This window comes from Subsaxibacter sp. CAU 1640 (genome assembly GCF_023156585.1).
Lineage (GTDB): Bacteria > Bacteroidota > Bacteroidia > Flavobacteriales > Flavobacteriaceae > JBPOFM01.
In genome coordinates, this window is sequence record NZ_JALNMI010000001.1 from 586,913 (window position 1) to 612,463 (window position 25,551).

26 protein-coding genes are annotated in these 25,551 nt (G+C 37.2%); 18 read left to right on the top strand and 8 right to left on the bottom strand.

What is annotated here, in order from left to right; genetic code table 11:
* Position 1: 1 nt before the first annotated feature.
* From M0G43_RS02495 to pdxA, 7 genes are all read right to left on the bottom strand, one after another.
* Complete coding sequence (locus M0G43_RS02495) at positions 2–1,117, bottom strand: NAD(P)/FAD-dependent oxidoreductase (protein WP_248023260.1); 1,116 nt, start codon at positions 1,115–1,117, stop codon at positions 2–4.
* 177 nt (positions 1,118–1,294) lie between these two features.
* Positions 1,295–2,647 (bottom strand): acetyl-CoA carboxylase biotin carboxylase subunit, encoded by a 1,353-nt coding sequence (gene accC, locus M0G43_RS02500; RefSeq protein ID WP_248023261.1) that lies wholly within the window; start codon positions 2,645–2,647, stop codon positions 1,295–1,297.
* A gap of 73 nt (positions 2,648–2,720) precedes the next feature.
* Positions 2,721–3,203 (bottom strand): acetyl-CoA carboxylase biotin carboxyl carrier protein, encoded by a 483-nt coding sequence (gene accB, locus M0G43_RS02505; RefSeq protein WP_248023262.1) that lies wholly within the window; start codon positions 3,201–3,203, stop codon positions 2,721–2,723.
* Positions 3,204–3,243: 40 nt separating this feature from the next.
* The gene (locus M0G43_RS02510; RefSeq protein WP_248023263.1) at positions 3,244–4,239 is read right to left on the bottom strand and encodes a beta-ketoacyl-ACP synthase III; all 996 of its coding nucleotides are present in this window, start codon (positions 4,237–4,239) and stop codon (positions 3,244–3,246) included.
* A gap of 180 nt (positions 4,240–4,419) precedes the next feature.
* Complete coding sequence (gene rpmF, locus M0G43_RS02515) at positions 4,420–4,623, bottom strand: 50S ribosomal protein L32 (protein ID WP_248023265.1); 204 nt, start codon at positions 4,621–4,623, stop codon at positions 4,420–4,422.
* A gap of 9 nt (positions 4,624–4,632) precedes the next feature.
* Entirely contained in the window at positions 4,633–5,172 is a 540-nt protein-coding gene (locus tag M0G43_RS02520; RefSeq protein WP_248023267.1) for a YceD family protein, read from the bottom strand.
* 72 nt (positions 5,173–5,244) lie between these two features.
* Entirely contained in the window at positions 5,245–6,291 is a 1,047-nt protein-coding gene (gene pdxA / locus M0G43_RS02525) for a 4-hydroxythreonine-4-phosphate dehydrogenase PdxA (RefSeq protein WP_248023269.1), read from the bottom strand.
* A gap of 75 nt (positions 6,292–6,366) precedes the next feature.
* On the opposite strand from pdxA, the gene M0G43_RS02530 reads away from it, so the two are divergent.
* Both M0G43_RS02530 and M0G43_RS02535 read left to right on the top strand, forming a co-directional pair.
* The gene (locus M0G43_RS02530) at positions 6,367–6,957 is read left to right on the top strand and encodes a riboflavin synthase (protein ID WP_248023270.1); all 591 of its coding nucleotides are present in this window, start codon (positions 6,367–6,369) and stop codon (positions 6,955–6,957) included.
* A 656-nt stretch (positions 6,958–7,613) separates the two neighbouring features.
* A complete protein-coding gene (locus M0G43_RS02535) occupies positions 7,614–9,425 on the top strand; it encodes an SLC13 family permease (RefSeq protein WP_248023271.1) in 1,812 nt (603 codons plus the stop codon).
* On the opposite strand, the gene M0G43_RS02540 is transcribed toward M0G43_RS02535, so the two are convergent.
* Positions 9,426–10,670, bottom strand: coding sequence for an NAD(P)/FAD-dependent oxidoreductase (locus tag M0G43_RS02540; protein ID WP_248023272.1), 1,245 nt, complete (start codon positions 10,668–10,670; stop codon positions 9,426–9,428).
* Positions 10,671–10,776: 106 nt separating this feature from the next.
* Between M0G43_RS02540 and hutH the strand changes: the two genes are divergently transcribed.
* From hutH to M0G43_RS02620, 16 genes are all read left to right on the top strand, one after another.
* Positions 10,777–12,315 (top strand): histidine ammonia-lyase, encoded by a 1,539-nt coding sequence (hutH, locus tag M0G43_RS02545; protein WP_248023273.1) that lies wholly within the window; start codon positions 10,777–10,779, stop codon positions 12,313–12,315.
* Complete coding sequence (gene fabG, locus M0G43_RS02550) at positions 12,312–13,046, top strand: 3-oxoacyl-ACP reductase FabG (RefSeq protein ID WP_248023274.1); 735 nt, start codon at positions 12,312–12,314, stop codon at positions 13,044–13,046. Before hutH ends, fabG begins: the two co-directional genes overlap by 4 nt.
* Before the next feature lie 72 nt (positions 13,047–13,118).
* Positions 13,119–14,000 (top strand): lipid A biosynthesis acyltransferase, encoded by an 882-nt coding sequence (locus M0G43_RS02555; protein ID WP_248023275.1) that lies wholly within the window; start codon positions 13,119–13,121, stop codon positions 13,998–14,000.
* Complete coding sequence (locus M0G43_RS02560; RefSeq protein WP_248023276.1) at positions 13,990–14,442, top strand: hypothetical protein; 453 nt, start codon at positions 13,990–13,992, stop codon at positions 14,440–14,442. The genes M0G43_RS02555 and M0G43_RS02560 overlap by 11 nt, the downstream gene beginning before the upstream one ends.
* Positions 14,439–14,864 (top strand): acyl-CoA thioesterase, encoded by a 426-nt coding sequence (locus tag M0G43_RS02565; protein ID WP_248023277.1) that lies wholly within the window; start codon positions 14,439–14,441, stop codon positions 14,862–14,864. The genes M0G43_RS02560 and M0G43_RS02565 overlap by 4 nt, the downstream gene beginning before the upstream one ends.
* Positions 14,857–16,005: a beta-ketoacyl-[acyl-carrier-protein] synthase family protein gene (locus M0G43_RS02570; RefSeq protein WP_248023278.1), complete on the top strand. Its 1,149-nt coding sequence runs from the start codon at positions 14,857–14,859 to the stop codon at positions 16,003–16,005. The genes M0G43_RS02565 and M0G43_RS02570 overlap by 8 nt, the downstream gene beginning before the upstream one ends.
* Positions 16,002–17,060 carry a methyltransferase gene (locus M0G43_RS02575; protein WP_248023279.1) on the top strand — a complete coding sequence of 353 codons (1,059 nt, stop codon included), beginning with the start codon at positions 16,002–16,004 and terminating at the stop codon, positions 17,058–17,060. The genes M0G43_RS02570 and M0G43_RS02575 overlap by 4 nt, the downstream gene beginning before the upstream one ends.
* 5 nt (positions 17,061–17,065) lie before the next feature.
* Entirely contained in the window at positions 17,066–17,677 is a 612-nt protein-coding gene (locus tag M0G43_RS02580; protein ID WP_248023280.1) for a 3-oxoacyl-ACP synthase, read from the top strand.
* A gap of 5 nt (positions 17,678–17,682) precedes the next feature.
* Positions 17,683–17,940, top strand: a complete 258-nt coding sequence (locus M0G43_RS02585; protein ID WP_248023281.1) for a phosphopantetheine-binding protein — start codon at positions 17,683–17,685, stop codon at positions 17,938–17,940.
* Positions 17,918–19,132: a beta-ketoacyl-[acyl-carrier-protein] synthase family protein gene (locus M0G43_RS02590; protein ID WP_248023282.1), complete on the top strand. Its 1,215-nt coding sequence runs from the start codon at positions 17,918–17,920 to the stop codon at positions 19,130–19,132. The genes M0G43_RS02585 and M0G43_RS02590 overlap by 23 nt, the downstream gene beginning before the upstream one ends.
* Positions 19,129–20,148, top strand: coding sequence for a beta-ketoacyl synthase chain length factor (locus tag M0G43_RS02595; RefSeq protein ID WP_248023283.1), 1,020 nt, complete (start codon positions 19,129–19,131; stop codon positions 20,146–20,148). The genes M0G43_RS02590 and M0G43_RS02595 overlap by 4 nt, the downstream gene beginning before the upstream one ends.
* Positions 20,142–20,909: a polysaccharide deacetylase family protein gene (locus M0G43_RS02600; RefSeq protein WP_248023284.1), complete on the top strand. Its 768-nt coding sequence runs from the start codon at positions 20,142–20,144 to the stop codon at positions 20,907–20,909. The genes M0G43_RS02595 and M0G43_RS02600 overlap by 7 nt, the downstream gene beginning before the upstream one ends.
* A complete protein-coding gene (locus tag M0G43_RS02605; protein ID WP_248023286.1) occupies positions 20,899–21,525 on the top strand; it encodes a LolA family protein in 627 nt (208 codons plus the stop codon). The genes M0G43_RS02600 and M0G43_RS02605 overlap by 11 nt, the downstream gene beginning before the upstream one ends.
* A gap of 29 nt (positions 21,526–21,554) precedes the next feature.
* Positions 21,555–21,899 (top strand): 3-hydroxyacyl-ACP dehydratase, encoded by a 345-nt coding sequence (locus M0G43_RS02610; protein WP_248023287.1) that lies wholly within the window; start codon positions 21,555–21,557, stop codon positions 21,897–21,899.
* Positions 21,900–21,917: 18 nt separating this feature from the next.
* A complete protein-coding gene (locus M0G43_RS02615; RefSeq protein WP_248023288.1) occupies positions 21,918–23,117 on the top strand; it encodes a DUF2062 domain-containing protein in 1,200 nt (399 codons plus the stop codon).
* Positions 23,110–25,551: an MMPL family transporter gene (locus M0G43_RS02620; RefSeq protein ID WP_248023289.1), complete on the top strand. Its 2,442-nt coding sequence runs from the start codon at positions 23,110–23,112 to the stop codon at positions 25,549–25,551. The genes M0G43_RS02615 and M0G43_RS02620 overlap by 8 nt, the downstream gene beginning before the upstream one ends.

A 25,551-nucleotide genomic window follows, 5' to 3' on the forward strand; every position in this document is an offset into this window, starting at 1 on the left:
ATCAATTCAAAAGTTCTGCTAATTCTTTTCCTATTAAACTCCCGATGGCAACTCCCATACCTCCTAGTCTTACACCACAATACACATTGCCTGACAATTGTTTGACAATCGGTTTTTTTTGATTTCCCACACCCATTATACCGCTCCATCGATGTTCAATCTCGAAAGGCGTCTTCGGCAAAATGGTTGTCTTCAGTAATTCTTCCAATTTATCTTGAATGAGTCTGGTCTGTTCCATCACTGTCGTTTCTTCCGTTTTGAAGTCCAGATTCCTTCCGCCTCCAAACAAAATTCGGTTGTCAATATTACGAAAATAATAAAACCCTTTATCGAGATGAAATGTTCCTTTGATATGAAGATTTTCAATGGGCTTTGTAATCAAAACCTGTGCTCTTGCTGGCTTTACTTCTTCATCCATCAATTGTTTTGCAAAACCGTTGGTGGCAATCAACAATTTATTGGTCTTAAGTTCGAAATGATTCGTTTTAACGTGAATTGATCCGCCTAAATCCTGAAAACTTTCCACAGAAACGGAATTCAGGATTTTTACACCTTTACTCAATACCAAATTGGTCAAGGCAACCATCATTTTCCCAGTATCTAATTGGCCTTCAAAAGGACTGAAACTATAATATTCTTTTACATTCTTAAATTGAAAGACATTTTCCTTCAAGATAAATGCTTCAGATTTGAAGAACGGAAATAATAATTTATTAATGACTTCTCGTTTGGAAAGACACGTGTCATAAAACTCATCATCGTTTGAATCAAAAAGTTCGCAACCACCATATTGATAATATTCTATTGTTTTATCAGAGAGTGTTTGTCGTAATAATTTCAGCCCATCCAATCGTTTTTTGACAAGGTCGAATACCTCTTCTTCCGAATGAGAATCAAGGTCATCTATGATTTCGCTTAAACTTCCAAAACAGGCGAAGCCAGCATTTTTGGTGCTTGCGCCTTGCGGCAACATACCTCTTTCTAGAACAAGTATATTGGCTTCTGGAAATCGTTCCTTAAGATTCAATGCACAATTAAGGCCAACTATTCCACTTCCAATAATCGTGAAGTCGATATTGGATAGATATGATTTGATTTCCCAATAAGAAAGGTTCATCTTCAGTGGTTGTTAGTTGTTGGTAATAGTAAAATTAGTGATTTTGTGTTAAGGATAGTAGTGGCATCCTTTTTTGTTCCACAAAAAAGATAGAACGGATAGCCTGACACTTGCTTTTGGTTAGAAAAGCAAGTGAACACCATAAAAAAACTCCGAAATTGCTTTCGGAGTTCTCTATTATTCTTCAGATGGTTCTTCCATTTTGAAGGTTTCCATAAATTTGGTGGTGTAATTTCCTGCCAAATAATCTGGATGGTCCATCAACTGTCTATGGAATGGAATGGTTGTTTTGATACCTTCAATGACGAATTCGTCCAACGCACGTTTCATTTTATTGATTGCTTCTTCACGCGTTTGGGCTGTGGTTATCAGTTTTGCAATCATAGAATCGTAATTGGGCGGAATCGTGTAACCTGCATACACGTGTGTGTCCAAACGCACACCGTGACCTCCGGGAGCGTGCAAGGTTGTGATTTTTCCTGGTGAAGGCCTAAAGTCATTATAAGGATCTTCAGCATTGATACGACACTCTATGGAATGCAAGTTTGGTGTATAGTTTTTACCTGAAATTGGCACACCTGCCGCCACTAAAATCTGCTCGCGAATCAAATCAAAGTCAATCACTTGTTCAGTAATTGGATGCTCAACTTGAATACGCGTGTTCATTTCCATAAAATAGAAATTGCGGTGTTTATCTACCAAAAACTCAATGGTTCCTGCCCCTTCATAATTGATGAATTCTGCAGCTTTTACGGCTGCAAGACCCATTTTATCGCGAAGTTCGTCAGTCATAAATGGAGAAGGTGTTTCCTCTGTCAATTTTTGATGACGACGTTGCACAGAACAATCACGTTCTGACAAATGGCAGGCTCTTCCTGTAGAATCACCTACAATCTGTATTTCGATATGTCTAGGCTCTTCAATGAGCTTTTCCATATACATATCATCATTACCAAAAGCAGCTTTAGATTCTTGACGTGCTGAATCCCATGCTGCTTTTAAATTTTCTGGTTTCCAAACAGCTCGCATACCTTTTCCTCCACCACCAGCCGTGGCTTTCAACATCACAGGATATCCGGTCTCTTTGGCTATTTTTTCGCACTCTTCAAAATCTTTGATAATTCCATCGCTACCAGGAACACACGGCACACCAGCAGCTTTCATCGTTGCTTTTGCTGTGGCCTTATCTCCCATTTTAGAAATCATTTCTGGAGATGCTCCGATGAACTTGATACCGTGTTCTTCACAGATTTTTGAAAATTTAGCGTTTTCTGATAGAAAACCGTATCCTGGATGAATGGCATCTGCATTGGTAATCTCTGCAGCAGAAATTATGTTTGACATCTTGAGATAAGAAGCGCTACTTGCTGGTGGTCCGATACAAACGGCTTCATCAGCAAACTTTACGTGTAAACTATCGGCATCAGCCGTTGAGTAAACTGCCACGGTTTTGATGCCCATTTCTTTACAAGTCCTAATGACTCGAAGTGCAATCTCACCTCTATTGGCTATTAATACTTTCTTAAACATACCTTTATAAATTTAAAATCTCAAATTCCAAATTCCCTGTAATGGGATTTGTTTTTTGGAATTTTAAAATTGATTAGGATGGATCTACTAAAAATAATGGTTGGTCGTATTCAACTGGAGAAGAATCATCTACTAAAATCTTGACGATTTTACCTGAAATTTCGGATTCGATTTCGTTGAATAATTTCATTGCTTCAATTACACACAGCACATCTCCTTCTTTGATCGTTTTTCCAACCTCAACAAAAACTGGTTTGTCCGGTGATGGCTTACGGTAGAATGTACCAATAATTGGAGATTTGATGGTGACATATTTAGAATTGTCATCTGTAGCTGCCGCAGGCGTTGCTGGCGCTTGAGGAGCCGCTGCTGGTGCTTGCGCTGCTTGAGGGGCTGGCGCATTCATAGGTATTTGCTGAACATAGGTCATGGTTTCACCTTTATCCTCACCACCGGTCTTGATGGTGATCTTGATATCGTCCATCTCCAGTTTAACCTCGCTTGCACCAGATTTGGCTACAAACTTGATCAAATTTTGAATCTCTTTTATATCCATAATACTTAATTTGTTTGATTATTTATAGTTAGTTGGTTAGTTATGAGTTATAGGCCCATGTCAAATAGATAGAGCCCCAAGTAAAGCCACCACCAAAAGCAGCAAAAATCAGTTTTTGTCCTTTTTTAAGTTGAGTTTCATAATCATTTAACAATAAAGGCAACGTTGCTGAAGTTGTATTTCCATATTTATGGATGTTCATCATTACCTTATCTTCATCCAGTTCAATTCGATTTGCAGTCGCTTCCACAATACGTTTATTTGCTTGGTGAGCTACTAGCCAATCAATATCTTCCTTGTTTAAATGATTACGCTCTAATATTCTCACCGTAACATCAGCCATATTAAAAACTGCATTTTTAAATACTGTTTTTCCCTCTTGAAAAACATAATGCTTTCCTTCGGCTACAGCTTCTGGAGTTGAAGGATAAGATGAACCTCCATAAGTTGCTTGTAAAAATTCTCTGCCTGAACCGTCGCTTCTTAACAATTCATCCTGAAGACCGAAACCTTCATGATTTGGCTCAAATAACGCGGCTCCTGCACCATCTCCAAAGATGATACAAGTGGCTCTATCTTTATAATTAATCATGGAAGAATTTTTATCTGCACCTACCAAAAGTACTTTTTTATAACGCCCAGAAACGATATAACTAGACGCAACAGACATTCCATACAAGAAACTTGAGCAAGCTGCTTCCAAATCGAAGGAAAATGCATTTGTTGCACCAATGTGAGTTGCGGTGTAAGCTGAAGTTGAAGCCGCTTTCATGTCTGGTGTTGCAGTTGCAACAATGACCAAATCGATTTCTTTCGGATCAATCCCTGATTTATCTATTAAATTTTGAGCTGCTTTAATGGCCAAATATGAAGTGCCTTTGCCATCTTCTTTTAGAATTCTTCGTTCCTTAATTCCCGTACGTGTGGTGATCCATTCGTCATTAGTTTCTACCAAAGTTTCCAAAATTTGGTTTGTCAATACATATTCTGGAACGTATCCTCCAATGGCAGTAATTGCAGCAGTGATTTTACTCATTATAGTGTATTAAAATGACCTCAAAAATGACCAAAAAGCGTAAAAAAAAGGGAATTATCCTTCAATTTAGTGAAAATTCGACCAAAGATGATGCAAATTAAGTTGTTTTTAAGACTTTCGAAAATTAATCATAAAAAAAACGCTCAAGGTTGAGCGTTTTATTGTATGCGTGCATAATAGTTATGCTAAATTCTCTTCTTTTTCAGAGTTATCGATAAGCACTTGTCCTCTGTAATAGAGTTTTCCTTCATGCCAATGAGCCCTGTGGAATAGATGTGCTTCTCCTGTAGCAGGACACGTTGCAATTGTTGGAACAGATGCTTTGTAATGTGTTCTTCTCTTATCTCTCCTGGTTTTCGAGGTTTTTCTTTTAGGATGTGCCATTTTATATAATTATTTATCCGTTAATAGTTTTTTTAATGTATTCCAACGAGGATCGGTCTCCTCCGTCTTATCTTTTTCTTGTGGTCCTTTTGGACTCAACTCTTCAAGTTTTTTAAGTATGTCTGATTTCAAGGTTCCGTCTGCGATGCCTGGATGAACTCTTTTTGTGGGCATTGACAATACAATCAACTCATAAATATATTGTGCCACGTTGATTTCATATTCCCCATGAGGTATAATCAAAATATCTTCATTTTCATCATTATATTCCTCACCAAACTTCACAACCAAATCAAAAGAACCTTTAGTTTTTTGATCGTAAGGTTCATTGGTAGTATCACAATTAACGTTTATAGTACCCGACACCTTAAAGTTTAACTCTAGAAGGGTTGTCTTTTTTTCAAAAAACAAGTCTACCTTAACATTGATATCGTTAAACTCATCAAACTCAAAATGCTCAAAGAACTTATTATCAATCTGATATTCAAAATGATGCTTTCCTGTTTTTAAACCAACAAATTGTATGGTATATTCCTTTAAGGGCTTCATTCTCACATTCATTTTGAGCCCGCAAATATACAAATATTTTCTATATTGAAAAGTGATATGAACAAAAATTGTTTATATCTTTTTTGGCGAACGCTTTAAAGGGTTTTTGGAAAGTTTTTTATATTCTTTTCTGTTGTTGAAAATTTTTATTGCCATAAAAACCGCCTCCTTAAACGAACTTTCATCAGCTTCTCCTTTGCCTGCAATTTCAAATGCCGTTCCGTGGTCTGGAGAAGTTCTAATCCTATTAAGGCCGGCTGTAAAGTTGACACCACTCCCAAAAGTAATTGTTTTAAAAGGAATTAAGCCTTGATCATGGTATGTGGCAATTATAGCGTCAAAATTTTTATAATTTTTAGACCCGAAGAAACTGTCTGCAGAATATGGTCCGTAAACCAATTTGCCTTTTTCTCTTATCTTTTCAAGAGTAGGCCTCATAACTTCATCATCTTCTGCGCCAATAACTCCACTATCACCTGCATGAGGGTTGATTCCCAAAATGGCGATTCGAGGCTTATTAATCCCAAAATCCTGTACTAAAGAAGTATAAACAGCAACGACCTTATCCATTATCAATTTTGAAGTAATATTGCTGGAAACATCTTTCACTGGAACGTGATCGGTAAGCAAGCCCACTTTTAATTCTTCCGTCACCATAAACATGAGACTTGTTCCGCCTAATTCCTTTGCAAGATAATTAGTATGCCCAGGGAACTTAAAATTATCTGATTGAACGGTCAGTTTGTTTATAGGTGCCGTGACTAGGACATCGATCGTCTCGTTTTTTAATGCTTCGGTGGCTTTCTCTAGAGATTTAACTGCATATAATCCTGCATCATTATCTTCTTTCCCGAATTCAATAGTTGGATTTTCCTTCCAAACATTCAGAACATTCACCTTGCCTTCAACTATTTGATTGACATCATTTATACCATGAAAATTGATGGCGCTATCAAAATGTTTCTTATAAAATGACATGGTTTTGATAGACGCAAAAATGACAGGTGTACAAAACTCAAGCATTCTAGAGTCTTCAAAGGTTTTGAGAATAATCTCTGAACCAATCCCGTTCAAATCACCAATTGAAATACCAACTTTTATAAGTTCTGCCTTCTTCATTATTATATACTATCTTTGTATCACGCTAAAAATCGTGATGATTAAGCATGCAAATTTAACCATTTATTCGACATTATGTTTACAGGTATTATTGAAGATTTAGGCACTGTGACCGATCTGAAAAATGAAAATGACAATCTTCACCTTACTTTAAAATGCAATTTTACTTCAGAGCTAAAAATCGACCAAAGCGTTTCCCATAATGGTGTTTGCCTCACTGTCGTTGCAATTTATGGTAATAAATATACCGTGACTGCGATTAAAGAAACCCTTGATAAAACCAATTTAAGCGGTCTTGAAATTAATGACATCGTCAATCTTGAAAGAGCCATGAAGCTTGGCGATCGGCTAGATGGCCATATAGTTCAGGGACATGTTGATCAAACTGCGGAGTGCATCTCCATCGAATCCCAAAATGGCAGCTGGATTTTCACTTTTAAATATGATAGCTCGTTGAATAATATTACTATAGAAAAAGGTTCAATTACTGTAAACGGAATAAGTTTAACCGTTGTCAACTCTCGCAAAGATGAGTTTAGTGTCGCAATTATTCCTTATACATTTGAGAATACAAACCTAAAGCAGTTGAAAAAAGGTTCAACAGTTAATCTTGAATTTGATGTTTTAGGAAAATATGTACAACGAATTATATCGCTTCAAAGATGAATCGTTATTTCTTTGCTAACTTTATTTTTCTGCTTATACCAAATACTAAAGCAGCTATAAAAAGAATATAGATAGAGTTATCAATAGGTAACCCAGGAGGTGGTGGAGGCATTGGCGGCGGCGGATTGACACCACCTTGCGCTTCACATACAAAACTTATTAGTACAAATAAGATCGAGGCTAAAAATTGCTTGTTTTGTATTCTCATTGCGAAATTTATGCTGTAAATGTATAAAAAAAAGCGAGTTAACAAAATATATTTCAAAAAAAACATCCATGAAATGCAAAAAACATCGGTTAAATGCACTTAATGAATTTCTTGTTAGTCTGCTTAATTTCTCCAAATATATGTTTTTTCTAACACTCTACACGCTTTGGCCACGGTTTTTTTTGAATTTATCAATTTGTTAATCTTGGCCATAAATATTTATGGATTAGAGATTTATTAATAGTGATATTAAGTCGATCAACCTTAATATTTACGAATTTTTAGTACAATCAGTTTTTCAGTTAAATAAGTTTCTATAAAAGTTAAAAAGCTAATATCACACATCATACATTAGCTGCTTTGATTATTTCATTATTTGAACTATTTTTTGTTCTAAATGAATGTTATATTCTATATAATAATTCAAATAAAGCATAAACCTTAAATTTTGAGTCTAGAAATCATTTTGGTCTTTGTTATAATAGGTGTGACGATTTTGTTGTTTGCTACCGAGTTTCTTCCTATCGACAAAATCGCATTTCTCATCATTGTGTCTTTGGTTTTACTTGGTCTTACAACACCAGAGGAAGCCATAAGCGGTTTTTCCAGCCCAGCCACGATTACCATTCTAATGCTAATGATTTTATCCATCGGTTTGGAAGACAATGGTGTTATAGATTTGCTGACGCAGTCCATCAAGCGTTTAAAAATTTTGCCTATGCTGTTAATGGTGCCAGCTTTCATGCTTGTAGCGGCATCCATATCATCATTTATTAGTACGACAGCAGTTGTCGTCATTTTTATTAAAATAATTGCGCAACTTTCCGAAAAATACAATTTTTCCGCACCCAAGCTTTTAATGCCAATATCCTTTGCCGGTATTCTTGGGGGAAGCTGTACATTAATGGGAACATCAACCAATCTTTTGGTGAATTCGGTTTCAAAAAAGCTAGGTGCGGAAGCCTTCACATTTTTTGAATTTACAATGTACGGATTGGTTCTTCTTGCTGTTGGTATCATATTCATGACTTTTGCCAGCAGATGGCTACCAAAATCTAGCAATGATGAACTTGTAGAAAATTATGTTGATAATAATTTCGTTTTTACACTGACCGTAAAGGACGATTCCAGATGGATTGGCAAACCGATGTCGGAAGTGAAATTTTTCAAAAATCCCGACATCAAAATTCTAAAACTCATTAGAGAAGATATTGTAAACACTTCTCCAGGACCGAATACAACACTTCGAGCTAATGATCAATTGGTGCTCTTGAGCGACGTTAAGGCCTATGCCGGTATTTCTAAGGAAGATTTTAGATTATCCGCCGAAAATGAAGTGTTTTTTTCTGAAGAGCCAGCAGATGAAGATGAAAAAAAAGAAAAAAATGCATTCAGCTATATTGAACTGCTGATACTTCCAGGCTCAGAATTTATTGATAAGTCCTTTGCTGAAATCAAAATATTGCTCTACAACATAGCGACACCACTGGGCATACAAAATACGCAAGAGTTTAAGAAGGGAATGCGCTTCAAGCTTCCCAAACTGATCAAAAACACAAACCTTCAAGCTGGGGACAAGCTTTTATTGAAGGCCAATAAAAATGAAATAAGTCACTTATACTCATTGGACAACACTATTGTTTTGAGACATCATGAAGAAGATTACCACATCAATCCGTACAAGCGTGCCATCAGTCTCTTTGCCCTGATCGCTGTTGTCGGTCTTGCTGCAAGCGGAGTTTTATCGATTTTAACCAGCGCACTTACTGGAGTTGCGATTCTGCTCATAACCGATTGTATCAATCTGTCCAAAATTTATAAAAAAGTCAATTGGCAAATCATTTTTTTATTGGCAGGTATGATTCCGCTTGGCATAGCAATGAACAACTCTGGTACAGACATGTGGATATCAGAACATCTATTGGATTTATTAATGGGGCAAAATCATATCATCATTCTTGGAGTCTTGTTCGCAATCACAATGTTGATGAGTGGGTTTATTTCGAATAATGCCACTGCCGTAATTGTAACGCCCATAGCCATTACTTTAGCTGCGGGATTGGATTTGCCTGCCAAACCTTTTATACTTGCAGTAATGTTCGCTGCCAATTTCAGTTTCTTTACGCCAATGGGTTATCAAACTAATACACTGATTTATGGTACGGGCGCATATCGTTTCAGACACTTTGTCATTATTGGTGGAATGTTGTCGATAATCTTACTGGTTGTTGGGACACTTTTACTGTCGACAATGCTATAATTAGGAGACGGGTTTATTTTCTAGCTTAATGACTTCTGCGAGGGTTTTTACAAGTCGATTATGATGTTTCACAAATGGATTGTTCTTGTCCCAAACATATCCAGCAAGCACTGAACAAATTTGCTTTTTGATTTCGGGATTCATTTTGCTTTCAAAAAATATAGCTTGTAGGTTTCCTGTATACCATTCCTTTACATAGGTGGCAAACACATTGACGCCTTCTTTCATATAATTGGAATAATCATTTTCCCAATCTACAGTCTTGTTGTTTAATTCTTCAGAAATCAATTTCGCAGCCTTCAATCCAGATTCTGTTGCGAATGTAACACCTGATGAAAATACTGGATCTAAAAATTCAGCGCTATTTCCTGTGAGTGCATAGCCTTTCCCATATAATTGTTTAACAGAGGTCGAATAATTTTGAATGATTTTAGGTTCAAATAAAAATTCGACATCTCGAAATCGCTCTGAATAATAATCCGAAGTTTTTATCATCTGCATTAATCTTTCAGAAGGAGAACCTTCAAAAGAATTGATATAATCCGTTTTCCCCACAAAACCCAAACTGGTATTTCCATTTGAAAAAGGAATAACCCAAAACCAGGTATCTTTATCCAAAACATCAAATGTTATTAGAGTGCCCTCTCTTCCATCTGGTCTATTTAAATCTTCGACGTGAGCAAATATGGAAGAATGTTCTGGAATTTCTGAAGGCTTGTCTAATTCCAATAATCTCGAAAGAACGCGTCCATAACCACTTGAATCGATGATAAACTTTGCCGAAATAGTGTAATTTTCTCCATTTGAGGGCTTAACAGTAGTTGTTGAAGTGCCATTTTCTGAAAATTTGACGTCAATTACTTCCTGCTCAAAAGCGATTTCGACGCCCTTTTTGATTAATTCTTGGGCTAGGACATTATCAAAATCAGCCCGAGGAATTTGCCAAGTCCAATCATAACCATCAGAAAACTTTTCACTAAAATCAAACTCACAAATGACATCTTCCCTTATGAATCGAGCACCACGTTTGATTTCAAAACCTTGTCTATTCAGGCAGTCCAACAAACCGACTTCCTCAAAATGGTCCATACAGCGAGGCAACAAGCTTTCGCCAATTACAAAACGAGGAAATCTACTTTTTTCAACCACTTTAATAGAAAAACCTTGCTTTTGCAAATAGGCAGCCGCTACACAACCTGATGGCCCAGCTCCAATGATCAAAACGTCAACTTCAAAGTTGTTCATAGCATCTCACTATATTAAACCATTAAATATTCTAAATTTGCCACCAAAGTAACTACTTTACTTTTTGTTTTTGTAAATTATTCAAAATATTGTGAACAGACAATAAATGGTATCAATAAAAGGCACATTGGACATCGAATCGTTTCGTCAAGTGGTATTTGATGGACAATCAATTGAAATAGATGAGAAAACTAATATCGTTGTTCAAAAAAGCTTTGATTTTTTAAAATCTTTTTCAGAAAACAAGGTTATCTATGGAGTGAATACTGGTTTTGGCCCAATGGCGCAGTACAAAATCAAGGATTCTGAACGTATTCAACTTCAATACAATCTAATTCGTAGCCACTCTTCTGGAACGGGAAACATCATTCCTCCACTATATGTTAAGGCTGCAATGTTGGCTCGCCTCAATACATTGTCACTGGGAAAATCTGGGGTTCATAGTTCCGTTATTGAGTTGATGGCTCAACTTATCAATAAAAATATAACTCCTGTCATTTATGAACACGGAGGCGTTGGTGCGAGTGGCGATTTGGTGCAGTTGGCGCATTTGGCATTAACACTCATTGGCGAAGGAGAGGTTTTTTATAAAGGTGAAAGGCGAGTGACAAAAAAGGTTTTTGAAGCCGAAGGTTTACAGCCCATCAAAGTTGAGCTTCGTGAAGGTTTGGCGTTGATGAATGGCACTTCGGTAATGACTGGAATAGGAATTGTAAATACCATACAAACCAGACGTCTTCTAGATTGGATGATTGTTTGTTCATCGGCCATCAGCGAAATTGTGCAAGCTTTTGACGACCATTTATCTTTTGAATTGAATGAATCCAAGCAACATTTAGGACAGCGAAAAATTGCTGAACAAATGCGAGAACATCTTAACGATAGTGCTCGCACTCGAAAACGCGAACATCATCTGTATGCAGACACTAAAAATGTATCGGTTTTTGAGGATAAAGTACAAGAATATTATTCATTGCGCTGTGTGCCTCAAATTTTAGGGCCGATTTTGGACACTTTGAATACTGTCGAAAGGATTTTGGTAGAGGAAATCAATTCTGCCAATGACAATCCGATTGTAGATGTCGAGAATAAAAATGTCTATCACGGCGGAAATTTTCACGGTGATTATGTATCCCTTGAAATGGATAAGTTGAAATTGGTGGTGACAAAAATGAGTATGCTTGCCGAACGACAACTCAATTATTTATTGAATCCGAAGTTGAATAACGTATTGCCTGCCTTTGTAAATCTTGGCAAATTGGGCCTAAATTTTGGAATGCAAGGTGTGCAATTTACTGCCACCTCAACAACGGCAGAAAACCAGATGCTTTCAAATTCGATGTACGTGCACAGCATTCCCAACAACAATGACAATCAGGATATTGTGAGTATGGGAACCAATGCGGCATTGATTACCAAAAAAGTGATTGAAAATTGTTTTGAAGTAGTCGCCATCGAGTTGATGACTATTGTTCAAGCTATTGACTATTTGGATGACAATGAAAGTTTATCTTCTAAAACGAGAAAGGTTTATGAAGATATCCGTGAGTTATTTCCAAAATTCAAAGAGGATGAAGTGATGTATCCTTATGTCAACAAAATCAAGGAATTTTTGATGTCAAACGAAAACAAGAAAGTCCGATGAAACAAAAATGTGCATTGGTAACTGGTGGTTCTCGAGGTATCGGAAGGGCAATTTGCGTTCAATTGGCAAAGGATTTTGACTATCATATTCTCATCAACTATAATTCAAACGAAAAAGAAGCCAATATCACTTTAGAAAATATCAAAAACACTGGTGGTTCTGGTGAAATTATTCAATTTGATGTGAGTGATTCAGAACAAGTTAAGACCGCTTTGGATGATTGGAAAAAAAATAATAATACATCCATTATTGAAGTAATTGTTAACAATGCAGGCATCACAAAAGACAATCTGTTTCTTTGGATGGAATCCTCTGAATGGCACGATGTCATCAACGCAAGTCTTCACGGTTTTTTCAACGTTACCAATCATTTGATTAAGGATATGTTGTTGAATAAATATGGTAGAATCATCAATATTGTTTCCGTTTCTGGTTTGAAAGGTGTTTCTGGGCAAACCAATTACTCTGCCGCCAAAGGCGCCGTGATTGCAGCCACAAAATCATTGGCGCAAGAAGTCGCTAAAAAAAATGTTACGGTCAATGCGGTGGCTCCAGGTTTTATCCAAAGTGATATGACCAAGGATTTTGATGAAAAGGAACTGAAAAAACTAATTCCAGTAAATCGATTTGGTAAGCCAGAAGAGGTGGCACACGTTGTCTCGTTTCTCGCTTCGGAAAAAGCGTCTTACATAACCGGCGAGATCATCAACATCAATGGCGGAATTAATTGATAGATTTACCTTAAATTTACCCTTACATTTTAGTTAATCGCTTACCTAATAAGCATAATTTCAATCGCATCAATGGCAACAGAATGGGACGGGAAATCTCGAGGAACAGTTTTCGGGTTTAAGGTCTTTATCTTTTTCATCAAGAATTTTGGTATTCAAGCAGCTTACAACTTGATGCATTTGCCTGTTCCCTATTTTTGTTTTTTCTCACGTAAAAATGTGCGAGGGCTTCGCTTTTATTTCAGAAAGCGCTTGAATTATTCTTGGTTCAAAACGGCTGTCAGCATCTACAAAACCTACTATGTATTTGGGCAAACCCTTGTTGACAAAGTCGCCATTTCCTCTGGCCTGCGAAGTAATTACACCTATGAATTTGATGGTGAACATCTTATTCATGAAGTCTTAAAGTTGAACAAAGGAGGTATTTTGATTTCGGCTCACGTTGGCAATTTTGAATTAGCGCAATATTTTTTCAAAGGTCGATTGAATGAAGCGTCCATCAGTATTGTCATTACGGACCAAGACCATCAACACATCAAGGACTATCTCAATCAATATTTGAAAAAAGACGAGATGCAATTCATCATCGTCAAAGAAGATTTGTCACATATTTTTGAAATCAATACGGCTTTGTCTCAAAATAGAATCATTTGCATTGCTGGCGACCGATATATGCACAACACCAAATATATGGAGGCTGAACTTTTGGGCAAAACAGCCAAATTCCCAATGGGACCTTTTCATTTGGGAAGTCGCTTGAATGTGCCTGTGCTGTTTGTTTGTGTGATGCGCGAGCCGAAACGTCATTATCATTTATATGCAAGACGTGTCGAAATCAAATCGCGAAACGCACAGGATTTATTGGAAAAATATACACGTAATTTAGAATTGTTGTTGAAACGATATCCGCTACAATGGTTTAATTTTTATGATTTTTGGGAAGATGCCAAATAAGAATTTACTTGAAAACCCAATTTTGGAACTTGAAACCATCAAGCAGTTCTTGCCTCATCGTGAGCCGATGCTAATGGTAGATGGTTTGCTATATTTTGATGGTACCAAAGCGATTTCTAAATTGACTATATTGGATTCAAATATATTCGTTGAAGACAATTTGTTTCTTGAAGCCGGATTGATTGAGAATATGGCGCAAACCGCTGCTTTGTTGACGGGCTACAAACATCAATCCGAAAACCTGCCTGTCAAAGAAGGTTTTATTGCAGCCATAAAGAATTTAAAGATTGAAGCCTTGCCAAACGTCAATGATATTGTTGAAACGGAAGTTACTGTTACATACAAAGTGGCAACCATGACGATGGTCAATCTTTCATCAAAAGTGAAAGGTGAAATTGTAGCAACCGCCGAAATGACCTTGGTTTTAAAAGAAGATGAATGAAAGAATTAAAGGAAATACACCAAATTACTATCCGATTCAATGAAGTGGATTCCTTGGGCATTGTTTGGCACGGACATTATATTTCTTATTTTGAAGAAGGGCGTGAAGCATTCGGAAAAACCTTTGGTATCTCATATTTGGACATCAAAAAACAGGGCTTTGCGGTGCCTATTGTCAAAACCTCAACCGATCATATGTTGCCTTTAAAATATGGCGATGTAGCTATCATAGAAACCGCTTTCAAGAATACACAAGCAGCAAAAATAATTTTTGAATATGTCATCAAGAATCATCAAAATCAAGTGGTTTGTAAAGGTGAAACAGTTCAAGTCTTTACGTCAATAGAAACTGGTGAAATGGCATTGACCAATCCGGAATTTTTCAAGAAGTGGAAGCAGAAATATAACTTACTGGATGACTAACGTTTACCTTTCATACAACAATAGTGTGTCTTCGCTCGGTTTTAGTTCTGAAGACGTCATTGATGCCATTGTATCAGGGAAAACTGGGGTTAAAAAAGTAAATGATTCTTCTAGATTTATGAATTCGTTTTATGGTTCCTTGATAGATTCAGCAGACCTGGAGCGTGCCATAAAAAATTTAAAGGTAGAGGGCAATTTCACTACGTTGGAAAAAATGATGATAGTGTCTTTAACCAACGTCATCCATTCTGCCAATATTCCCTTGACGGAAAAAGTTGGACTCATCATTTCCACAACCAAAGGAAATATTGATGTGCTTGAAAAAGGCAGTCCTTTTCCAGCAGAACGTGCCTATTTAAGTGTTTTAGGAAAAACCATTCGAGATGTTTTCGGGTTTAAAAACGAACCCATCATTGTCTCCAATGCTTGTGTATCTGGGCTTTTGTCAATTTCCGTCGCAAAAAGATATCTTGTCCAAGGAATTTATGATAATGTGTTCGTCGTTAGTGGTGATTTAATTTCAGAATTTGTAGTGTCTGGTTTCAATTCATTTCAAGCTTTATCCAATGAACCTTGCAAGCCTTATTCCATCAAGCGTTCCGGAATCAATTTAGGCGAAGTTGCAGCATCCGTTTTGGTGACTTCAGATAAAGAAAAACTTACAAAAGAATCCGTAGAATTGTTGGGCGACGCCACAAGAAATGATGCCAATCATATTTCCGGACCTTCGCGAACAGGTGAAGGTTTATATCAAAGTGTGAAAAAAGCGATGGAAGAAGCCAAGGTTTCGGCGAATGAACTTGACTATATCTCCGCACACGGTACAGCAACACCATTTAATGACGAAATGGAAGCCATTGCATTTGACCGATTGCGTTTAAACCACATACCAACCAATAGCCTAAAAGGCTATTTCGGGCACACTCTTGGGGCATCGGGTTTATTGGAAACCATCGTCGGAATGCATTCATTGCATCGAAACACCTTATTTGCCTCGTCAGGATTTGACACTTTAGGGGTTTCAAAACCTATCAATATCATTGACAGGACAAGAGAAAGCGACTTAAACATATTTCTTAAAACAGCCTCTGGTTTTGGTGGATGTAACACCGCTGCCATATTCAAAAAAGTAAACGTATGACAAAAAAGACTATTCGAGCTGTTGATGCTTTACAAGATGCCCAAAAAATCGCCTTTGCGCCTTTTATTTTTCAGACAACAATGTCGTTGCGGAAATTGGGAGTTTTTGACTTGATATTTAACGAGCGTTCCAATGGCGGCATTTCCATTGAAGATGTTTCAAAAAAACTCTCCATCAGCGAATATGGTCTTGGTGTATTGTTGGAAATTGCCGAGAGTTATGGTATTGTCTCGAAAGATACCGACAACAGATTTGAACTGACCAAAACGGGCTACTTTTTGAATTACAACAGAACGGTTGAAGTCAATTTAAATTTCACAAATGATGTCTGTTATCAAGGATTATTTCATTTGAATGATGCCATAAAAAATGGCAAGCCAGAAGGGTTGAAAGAACTTGGTGATTGGGACACAATTTATGATGGCTTGTCACAGCTTACGCCAGACGTACAAAAATCGTGGTTTGAATTTGACCATCACTATTCTGATGGCATTTTTGAAGAAGCGCTCACTCGAGTTTTTAAAAATCATCCGAAAACACTTTTCGACATTGGAGGCAACACAGGCAAATTTGCCCAGCATTGTTTGAATTATAACAACGAGGTAAACATTTCTATTTTCGACCTGCCTGGCCAACTTAAAAAAGCCTTGGCAAACATCAAAAAAGCAGGATTTGAGCATCGTGCCAAAGGTTATGAAATCAACTGGCTTCACGACAATCTGTCGATTCCGAAAGGTGCTGATGTCATTTGGATGAGCCAGTTTTTGGATTGTTTTTCTGAAGCAGAAATCATAAAAATACTCAAAACCTGTGTCGCTTCAATGAATTCGGAAACGGAACTCATCATCATAGAAACCTTCACAGACAGACAAAAGTTTGATAATGCCAAGTTCGTTTTGGAAGCAACATCTCTTTATTTTACGGTAATGGCCAACGGCAATAGCAAAATGTATAATTCCGAAGTGTTTAAAAATCTTGTCGCAAAAGCTGGTCTGACAATTGTTGAGGACACTGCTGTTGGAGAATTTCACACGATGTTGGTTTGTAAAAAATAGTATTGTTGAGCAAAAACCTTTTCATATCATCCTATTGTCACGTTAAGAACAATACCATTTCATTCAATGGAAATGTATTGTTTTCAGATGACTCACAGGATTTTTCGGGTTTTGTAAAATCCGCAGCTAAACATCTGAATACGAGTTATCCCAAATTGTATAAAATGGATAATTTGAGCAAACTGGCCTCTTTGGCAGCTGATGCGATATTATCTGAACAAAAAGCCCAATCTGATACAGCACTTGTTTTTTCAAACAGAGCTTCAAGTTTGGACACCGACAGGAAGCACCAAGCATCTATTTCAGATACCAACAACTACTATCCAAGCCCTTCTATTTTTGTGTATACGTTGCCAAATATTTGCTTGGGAGAAATCAGCATCAAGCATCAATTGCATTCTGAAAATTGTTTTTTTGTTTTTGATAAATTCAACCCAGAGCATTTACACGGCAATACGGAATATCTTTTGCATCATAAAAAGGCAGAAACTGTTCTTTGTGGTTGGGTAGATTTTGATGATAAAAATTATGAAGCTTTCTTATATTTGGTTTCAGAAAATGGTAATATTGCACACACGGTTGATGAAATTTCAAGACGATACCGTTCAAAATTGTAGGCACAATGAGCGAATTAAAGCAAGAGTTAAAAGAAAAAATCATAGATATTTTGAATTTGGAAGACCTTTCACCTTCCGATATAAATAATAATGATGCCCTATTTGGGGACGGATTAGGTTTGGATTCCATCGATGCACTGGAATTGATTGTGATGTTGGACAAAGACTTTGGGATCCAACTGACAGACCCGAAGCAAGGCAAGGAAATCTTTAAATCCATTTCAGTTTTAGCGGATTATATTGCCGAACATAGAAAAAAATAAGGCCCGTAAAGGTGTTGCCATCACTGGAATAGGAATCATTTCAGCCATTGGTAACACGCTTGAAGAGAACAGAATATCCTTGTTGTCTTCACAATCCGGAATTGGCGATGTCACACAAATAAAAACCAAACAAGCTTCGCAAATTAAAGTTGGAGAGGTCAAATTGACCAATGACGAGTTGATTGACCAACTCAATCTCCCTAAAGACAACAATTTTACGCGAACCGCTTTGTTGGGTTTGGTCGCTGCCAAAGAAGCCGTCAAAAATTCGGGTATTTCGATAGATGCTTCTATCGAAACGGGTTTTATCTCTGCAACGTCTGTTGGCGGAATGGATAAAACCGAAATTCACCTGAAAGATTTCCCGTCAAAAAGAGAAACCCAAAAATACGTATCGAGTCACCACGCAGGTGACAGCACACAAAAAATCGCAGATGCACTTGGAATCAATGGCTTTGTGACGACAATTAGTACCGCTTGTTCATCTGCAGCTAACGCAATTATGCTAGGCGCGAGGATGATTACATCCGGACAATTAGACCGCGTTATTGTTGGTGGAACGGATGCTTTGTCCAAATTCACCATCAACGGTTTTAAAACCCTGATGATTTTGTCTGATGACGTTTGCACGCCTTTTGATGAGGATAGAAAAGGTTTAAATCTCGGTGAAGCTGCCGCATATTTGGTTTTGGAATCGGATGAAATGACTAAAAACAAAAACGTATTGGCCTACCTCACAGGCTATGGAAATGCCAACGACGCATTTCACCAAACTGCGTCATCAGAAACTGGTGAAGGTGCTTTTCTCGCTATGCAAAAAGCTTTACAGATTGCTGATTTAAAATCTTCTGACATCAATTACGTAAACGCACACGGCACTGCAACACCTAACAATGATTTGTCCGAAAGTATGGCCCTAACCAGAATATTCGGAGAACCTATGCCTGATTTTAGTTCGACGAAATCTTTTACGGGACACACCCTGGCTGCTGCCGGAGCCATTGAAGCTGTGTTTTCGGTAATGGCGCTTCAAGAACAGACCGTTTGGCCAAATCTTAATTTTAGAACAAAAATAGAGGAAACAGGATTGGAGCCAACGAGCGTTCTAAAAACAAAAAACATCCAAAATGTATTGTCCAATTCATTTGGGTTTGGGGGAAATTGCTCCACCTTGATTTTTTCAAAACGATGAATTCCTGTTACATTCATAGTGCCGTTTCTATTTCAGCTCAAAATAGCTTTGAGTTGGAATTCTTGGAACTTTTTGAAATTTCAGGCAAAAACGTAGAAGCCATTGCTCCCAATTATAAAGAGTATATTTCGCCGATGGTATTGCGTCGTATGGCAACTGGAGTTAAAATGGGTGTTGCAGCTGCTTCAAAAGCGCTTCAAAATGCTAATATCGATAAGCCAAACGCGATTTTGACAGGTACAGGAATGGGCTGCATTGAAGACACGGAAAAATTCCTGAACAGTATCATTGCCAATGATGAAGAGTTCTTGACACCAACGTCTTTTATTCAATCCACGCATAATACCGTTGGTGCCCAAATCGCATTGGGATTGCAATGCAAAGCCTATAACAACACTTATGTACACGGAGCCTTGTCTTTTGAGTCAGCATTGTTGGATGGTCTTTTGATGGTTCAAAATGAAGAGACAAAAAATGTATTGGTAGGTGGCGTTGACGAATTGGGGACTGAATTTGTTGATTACGTTCGGATGCTGGAAGACCAAAATCCAAATGGAATTAAAGTGCCAATTGGCGAAGGAGCGAGCTTTTTTGTGCTGTCTTCCGAAAAGAAACATAATGTTGTTGAATTATTGGGAATAAAAACCTCTAGCAAACTGTCCATCCATTCTTTACAAAATGAATTGATAGCTTTTTTGAGTCATCATCATTTGAAACCTGACAGTATCGACGTTCTCATTTTAGGAAACAATGGCGATAGTTTCGACGATTACTATGATGAAGCCTCCAAAGCATTTCCACAGGAAACCATAAACTTATCTTACAAGCAATTCTGCGGAGAATTTTATACGGCATCCGCTTTCGGATTGTTTTTAGGTTGTGAAATTTTAAAATCACAGCAAATCCCCGAAACATTATTACAACATAAAGCACAAAAAACATCCTTAAAAACAATACTTTTATACAATCAGTTTAAAGGTCGCGACCATAGTTTTATTCTTTTGAGACAATGCTAAAATTCAAATTCATTCTTGGAACAGCTTTTGGCATCTTGGGAATTCTTCTCATTTGCGAACCGTTTGTATATGTCTCCGTTTGGTGGTATGTGCTATTGTTTTTAGCGCTTTTTTGGGTGATTCTTATTGGAAGTTTTTCGATGAGTTGGGGTTTGTTTTTAAAAGCATTCACGCACAATTCATCCATCAAAGAAAAAAAAATTGCCATCACTTTTGATGATGGTCCGAATGATATATTTACTCCGAAAGTGTTGCAATTATTGAAAGATTATAATGCAAAGACCACTTTTTTTTGTGTTGGAAAACAGATCAATAAACATCCGGAACTTTTAAAAAACATATACGCGGAAGGTCACGTCATCGGCAACCACTCCTCTACGCACAGCACCACCATTGGTTTTAAATCGACGGAAGAATGGCTCGACGAAATCAAAAAAACGGACCAAGCAATTTTCAAGGTGTTGAATCATAAGCCCGACTTGTTTCGCCCACCTTATGGTGTGACCACGCCACATTTGGCAAAGGCTATCAAAGTTACTGGACATAAAGTTATAGGATGGAACATTCGACCGTATGATATGGCTATCAAAAACCAAAAAAACGTTCTAAATCGAATTACTAAACAAATCAAACCTGGAGCTGTTATTCTATTGCACGACAAACACGAACGCATCGAAATCGTTTTGGAACAGTTGTTGCAATTTCTGAAAAAACAAGACTATCAAATGGTTACCATAAATGAACTTATGAATGAAAAATAAGGCGTTTTTTATATTGATTTTTATGCTCGGTTTGGTTGGATATTCACAAACAAAGTTATCCGACAGCGAACAAAAAGCCTTTAAACAAAAGGTGTTGAAGGCTGCTCAATCCACCAAAAGCATCCAAAGCGATTTCATTCAAACCAAACACTTAAGCGTATTGGAAAATGAATTGGTTTCTGAAGGCAAATTGTATTTCAAATCACCAAATCTGGTCAAATGGGAATACATCAAGCCTTTTCAAAATGTTGCTGTTTTCAAAAATGATAAACTTCTCGTAAATAATGAGGGTAAAAAAGACGAAATGGATTTAAGCGCCAACCGTCTCTTTAGAAGTTTGAATACTTTGATTGTCAATAGTATCAAAGGAGATATGTTTGATGAGACACAATTTGACATTTCCTATTTCGGAATTTCCGATGGATATATGGTAAATTTTGTTCCAAAAGACAAGCGTTTGAAAAAATTTATTGCTGCGTTTGAGTTGAAATTTGAAAAGTCTTCAGCTCAAGTTTCTGAAGTGAAATTGATGGAACCCAACAAAGATTTTACAACGATAATTTTCAAAAACAAACAGACAAATGTTTCAATTTCTGACTCCGTTTTTAATAATTAGCAATGGTTCTTGAGGATTTTTACAAAATTTTGGACTTGAAAACTAGCGAGCATCACACGCTGGATGTTACTGTAGACATCCATAAAAATCATTCTATTTTCAAAGGCCATTTCCCAAATTATCCCATCACGCCTGGTGTAGCGATGTTGCAAATCATCAAAAACTGTCTGGAAATACACCTCAACCAATCCTTACTGCTCCAGTCATCTTCAAACATCAAATTTTTGCAATTGGTGAATCCTAATGAGCAAACTATGTTGATATTCACTATAAATTATTCCGTTGAAAACGAAAGCATCAAAATCAAAAACAATACTTCTTTCAAAGACGGAAGCTCGGTATTGAAATGTAATGCTACCTTTGTAAAAAAATAAATCCCACGAACTGCTGCAATGGAGCTTACCGACATCAAATCCAAACTGAAAGCCTATCATTGCTGCGTTGTTCTTCCCACATATAACAACCCAAAAACGCTAAAAAAAGTTCTTGACGGCGTTCTCGTTTACACTTCTGAAATAATCGTAGTTAACGATGGTTCTACAGATACAACGACAGATATTTTAAAAGAATATTCTCAAATCATAACGTTACACCAGCCGAAAAATGTTGGAAAGGGTCACGCGCTAAAAACAGGATTTCGTTATGCGGTGTCGTTAGGCTATGAATATGCCATTACGTTGGATACAGATGGGCAGCATTTTCCGGAAGACATTCCCAATTTCATTGCTGCGCTTGATGCTTCCGACAACAAAAATATCCTAATTATTGGCGACCGCAATATGAATGAGGCTGATGTTTTGGCAAGAAGCGCCAAAGGTAATCGTGTTTCCACGTATTGGATGAAAGCTGCAACAGGCTTGAAATTGAACGATTCCCAATCGGGATTTAGGCTTTACCCTATCAAACAAATGAATCGTATTCACTTTATGAATGCGACCAAAAAGTTTGAGTTTGAGATTGAAGCGATTGTAAAATCGTATTGGGCAGGCATTGATGTAGTGCACGTGCCCATTCAGGTGCTGTACGATATGAAAGAGCGCGTGTCGCATTTTAGGCCATTTATGGACATCGCTCGTATGGTCATTCTTTATATTTGGTTTCTGTTGGTGCGTTTGTTCGTCATTATGCCTCGAGATGCCTATCGGAGTTTTAGGAAAAAGGGACTGAAACGTTTTTTAGTGGAGGACATCTTAAGAAATCACGATTCGCCAAAAAAGAAAGCGCTATCCGTTGCCTTGGGAGTTTTTATTGGTCTTTCGCCGCTTTGGGGATTTCATACTGTGATTGTACTGTTCTGTGCATTGGCAATGAATCTCAATAAAGTGATTGCTTTTACGTGCTCAAACATCAGTTTACCACCATTTATACCTTTTGTACTGCTGATAAGTCTACAAACGGGAAATTGGGTGTTGGGTATTGAAACGCATTATGAACTGGATACAATCTTGAAAAACTTTGATATTCTTGAAAATTTAAAGGCCTATCTTATTGGCAGCATCACATTGTCGACCTCTAGTGCGCTGGTTTTTGGAGTGTTGAGTTATATGCTATTTTCTATATTTGATAAAAAAACAAGGGTCATTTATGGCTAATTTGTTCGACTCAATATTTCATTCCATTCGAAAAAATAAGAAGGCTTACCTCATAGGCTTATTGCTCTTGCTTTCTGGATTGATATGGGTGGCTTCAAAAATTCAATTTGATGAGGATATTTCCAAATTGATTCCTTCAAATGAAGACAATGCGCAACTTCAAAAAGTGCTAAACACGGCACAATTCAGCGACAAAATCATCATCAATATCAAAAAAGAGAAGGATGCTGATTTGGTTGACCTAACGGATTACGCACAGCAATTATTGGATAGTTTAAATGAGCATTCAAATAATTATATTAAAAATATTCAGGGTAAAGTTGAAGACGAAACCATTTTTGAGACTTTGGATTTTGCATTCGAAAATGCACCTCTGTTTTTGACGGATAGTGATTATCAAACCCTTGTCCGCAAAACACAAAAAGATTCCATTGATGCCACAATTGAAGCGAATTACAAACTCTTGGCATCACCATCAGGAATCGTTGCAAAACAAACTATCATCAAGGACCCTCTTGGTGTTTCGATTTTGGCGGTTCAGAATTTGAAACAATTGGGTTTTAATGAGGATTTTGAGTTAAAAGATGGTTTTTTGGTCAGCAAGGATGGCAACCATATTCTCTTGTTCATCACGCCAAAATTCAAATCGAGTGAAACCAATCAGAATGAACTATTTGCTGAACAATTATATCAATTTCAAGAACATCTGAATCAGGAATATAAGGGCAAAATCAGTAGTGAGGCTTTTGGCGGAAGCTTGATTGCTGTGGCGAATGCCCAACAAATTAAAAAGGACATCCAATGGACCGTGACGATAGCAATGATTGCGTTATTGGTGTTGTTCATCACTTTTTATAAAAAGCTGACGATTCCCTTGATTTTATTGGTTCCGACAATTTTTGGTGGATTGTTATCGGTTGCTATTTTGTATTTGATTCGAACGGAAATTTCAGCCATTTCTTTAGGAATAGGAGCTGTTTTGTTGGGAGTTACTTTGGACTATTCCTTGCATATTTTGACGCACATCCGCAACAATGAGACCATCGAACGTTTGTATGCTGATGTCGCAAAACCCATCTTAATGAGCAGCCTAACGACTGCGCTTGCCTTTCTTTGTCTGCTTTTTATTGATTCCCAAGCCTTGCAAGATTTGGGAATATTTGCAGCTATTAGTGTTTTGGGAGCGTCTCTTTTTGCATTGGTGTTCATTCCACAGGTTTATAAAGGAAAAGCTGCGAAGGCTTTAGGCAAAAGGTCTTTTATTGATAGTTCTTCCAATTATGCCTTTCATAAAAATAAATGGTTGATAGGTGGTTTGGTTCTGCTACTTATAGTAAGTGCATTTACCTACAACAAAGTCGGTTTCAATAATGATTTGTCCAATCTAAATTATGAATCGCAACAACTGAAGGATGCCGAGCAACATTTGGACGAATTGACCAATGAAACCTCAAAATCATTGTATGTGATTGCCAATGGAAATGAGATTCAAAACGTTTTGGAAACCAATGATGAGTTATTCGAGCAGTTAAAAGAATTGGAAACTAGCAAGGACATCATCAGTTTTAATTCCATTGCAGCTCTTGTGCCTTCCCAAAAGTCCCAAAAAGAAAAAATCAATCGCTGGCAGAATTTTTGGACATCTGAAAAAATTCAACAAACCGAAAGCGATTTGCGAGCTAGCGGACAAACTCAAGGGTTCAAACAGAACAGTTTTGAAGAATTTCATAGGTTATTGAACAAAGAATTTCAACCGCTCGATTTGGAAGAGTTTAAGAAGGTTTCGAATATCCCATTGGAAGATTTTGTGGCGTCTTCAGGCGATTTTCATACGATTACTTCCATTTTGAAAGTTGATGATGATAACATTCAAGCAGTCAAAAAAACTTTTCAAAACCAAGATAATGTAATAGTCATCGACCGACAAAACCTCAACGAGACCTTACTTGGACATTTAAAAACCGATTTCAACCATTTGATCATCTATTGTTTTATGGTGGTGCTTGTGTTATTGCTGCTGTTCTACCGAAATATCAAATTGACGCTTGTGACTGTGATTCCCATCATCATCACTTGGTTTATTACTATTGGTGTGATTGGTTTATTGGGAATAGAATTCAACATTTTCAGCATCTTGATATCCTCTTTCATTTTTGGACTCGGCGTTGACTATAGTATTTTTATGACCAATGGATTACTAAAACAACAGCAAGAAGCAAATGAAAATACACTAGCGACACATAAAACGTCCGTGTTACTATCGGTATTGACAACTATTTTAGGCATTGGAGTGCTTATTTTTGCCAAGCATCCTGCGCTACATTCCATATCGGTAGTTTCTATGATAGGAATCATCATCGCTATGTTAATTGCGTTTACAATTCAGCCATTATTGTTTAAACTTCTTATTTTTGACAGGAAGCGTCATCAGTAA

Excerpts from the sequence above, each read along its gene's own strand:
- M0G43_RS02495 (WP_248023260.1), bottom strand. The coding sequence starts at position 1,117 with ATGAACCTTTCTTATTGGGAAATCAAATCATATCTATCCAATATCGAC.
- accC (WP_248023261.1), bottom strand. The coding sequence starts at position 2,647 with ATGTTTAAGAAAGTATTAATAGCCAATAGAGGTGAGATTGCACTTCGA.
- accB (WP_248023262.1), bottom strand. The coding sequence starts at position 3,203 with ATGGATATAAAAGAGATTCAAAATTTGATCAAGTTTGTAGCCAAATCT.
- M0G43_RS02510 (WP_248023263.1), bottom strand. The coding sequence starts at position 4,239 with ATGAGTAAAATCACTGCTGCAATTACTGCCATTGGAGGATACGTTCCA.
- rpmF (WP_248023265.1), bottom strand. The coding sequence starts at position 4,623 with ATGGCACATCCTAAAAGAAAAACCTCGAAAACCAGGAGAGATAAGAGA.
- M0G43_RS02520 (WP_248023267.1), bottom strand. The coding sequence starts at position 5,172 with ATGAAGCCCTTAAAGGAATATACCATACAATTTGTTGGTTTAAAAACA.
- pdxA (WP_248023269.1), bottom strand. The coding sequence starts at position 6,291 with ATGAAGAAGGCAGAACTTATAAAAGTTGGTATTTCAATTGGTGATTTG.
- M0G43_RS02530 (WP_248023270.1), top strand. The coding sequence starts at position 6,367 with ATGTTTACAGGTATTATTGAAGATTTAGGCACTGTGACCGATCTGAAA.
- M0G43_RS02540 (WP_248023272.1), bottom strand. The coding sequence starts at position 10,670 with ATGAACAACTTTGAAGTTGACGTTTTGATCATTGGAGCTGGGCCATCA.
- hutH (WP_248023273.1), top strand. The coding sequence starts at position 10,777 with ATGGTATCAATAAAAGGCACATTGGACATCGAATCGTTTCGTCAAGTG.
- fabG (WP_248023274.1), top strand. The coding sequence starts at position 12,312 with ATGAAACAAAAATGTGCATTGGTAACTGGTGGTTCTCGAGGTATCGGA.
- M0G43_RS02555 (WP_248023275.1), top strand. The coding sequence starts at position 13,119 with ATGGCAACAGAATGGGACGGGAAATCTCGAGGAACAGTTTTCGGGTTT.
- M0G43_RS02560 (WP_248023276.1), top strand. The coding sequence starts at position 13,990 with ATGCCAAATAAGAATTTACTTGAAAACCCAATTTTGGAACTTGAAACC.
- M0G43_RS02565 (WP_248023277.1), top strand. The coding sequence starts at position 14,439 with ATGAAAGAATTAAAGGAAATACACCAAATTACTATCCGATTCAATGAA.
- M0G43_RS02570 (WP_248023278.1), top strand. The coding sequence starts at position 14,857 with ATGACTAACGTTTACCTTTCATACAACAATAGTGTGTCTTCGCTCGGT.
- M0G43_RS02575 (WP_248023279.1), top strand. The coding sequence starts at position 16,002 with ATGACAAAAAAGACTATTCGAGCTGTTGATGCTTTACAAGATGCCCAA.
- M0G43_RS02585 (WP_248023281.1), top strand. The coding sequence starts at position 17,683 with ATGAGCGAATTAAAGCAAGAGTTAAAAGAAAAAATCATAGATATTTTG.
- M0G43_RS02595 (WP_248023283.1), top strand. The coding sequence starts at position 19,129 with ATGAATTCCTGTTACATTCATAGTGCCGTTTCTATTTCAGCTCAAAAT.
- M0G43_RS02600 (WP_248023284.1), top strand. The coding sequence starts at position 20,142 with ATGCTAAAATTCAAATTCATTCTTGGAACAGCTTTTGGCATCTTGGGA.
- M0G43_RS02605 (WP_248023286.1), top strand. The coding sequence starts at position 20,899 with ATGAAAAATAAGGCGTTTTTTATATTGATTTTTATGCTCGGTTTGGTT.
- M0G43_RS02615 (WP_248023288.1), top strand. The coding sequence starts at position 21,918 with ATGGAGCTTACCGACATCAAATCCAAACTGAAAGCCTATCATTGCTGC.
- M0G43_RS02620 (WP_248023289.1), top strand. The coding sequence starts at position 23,110 with ATGGCTAATTTGTTCGACTCAATATTTCATTCCATTCGAAAAAATAAG.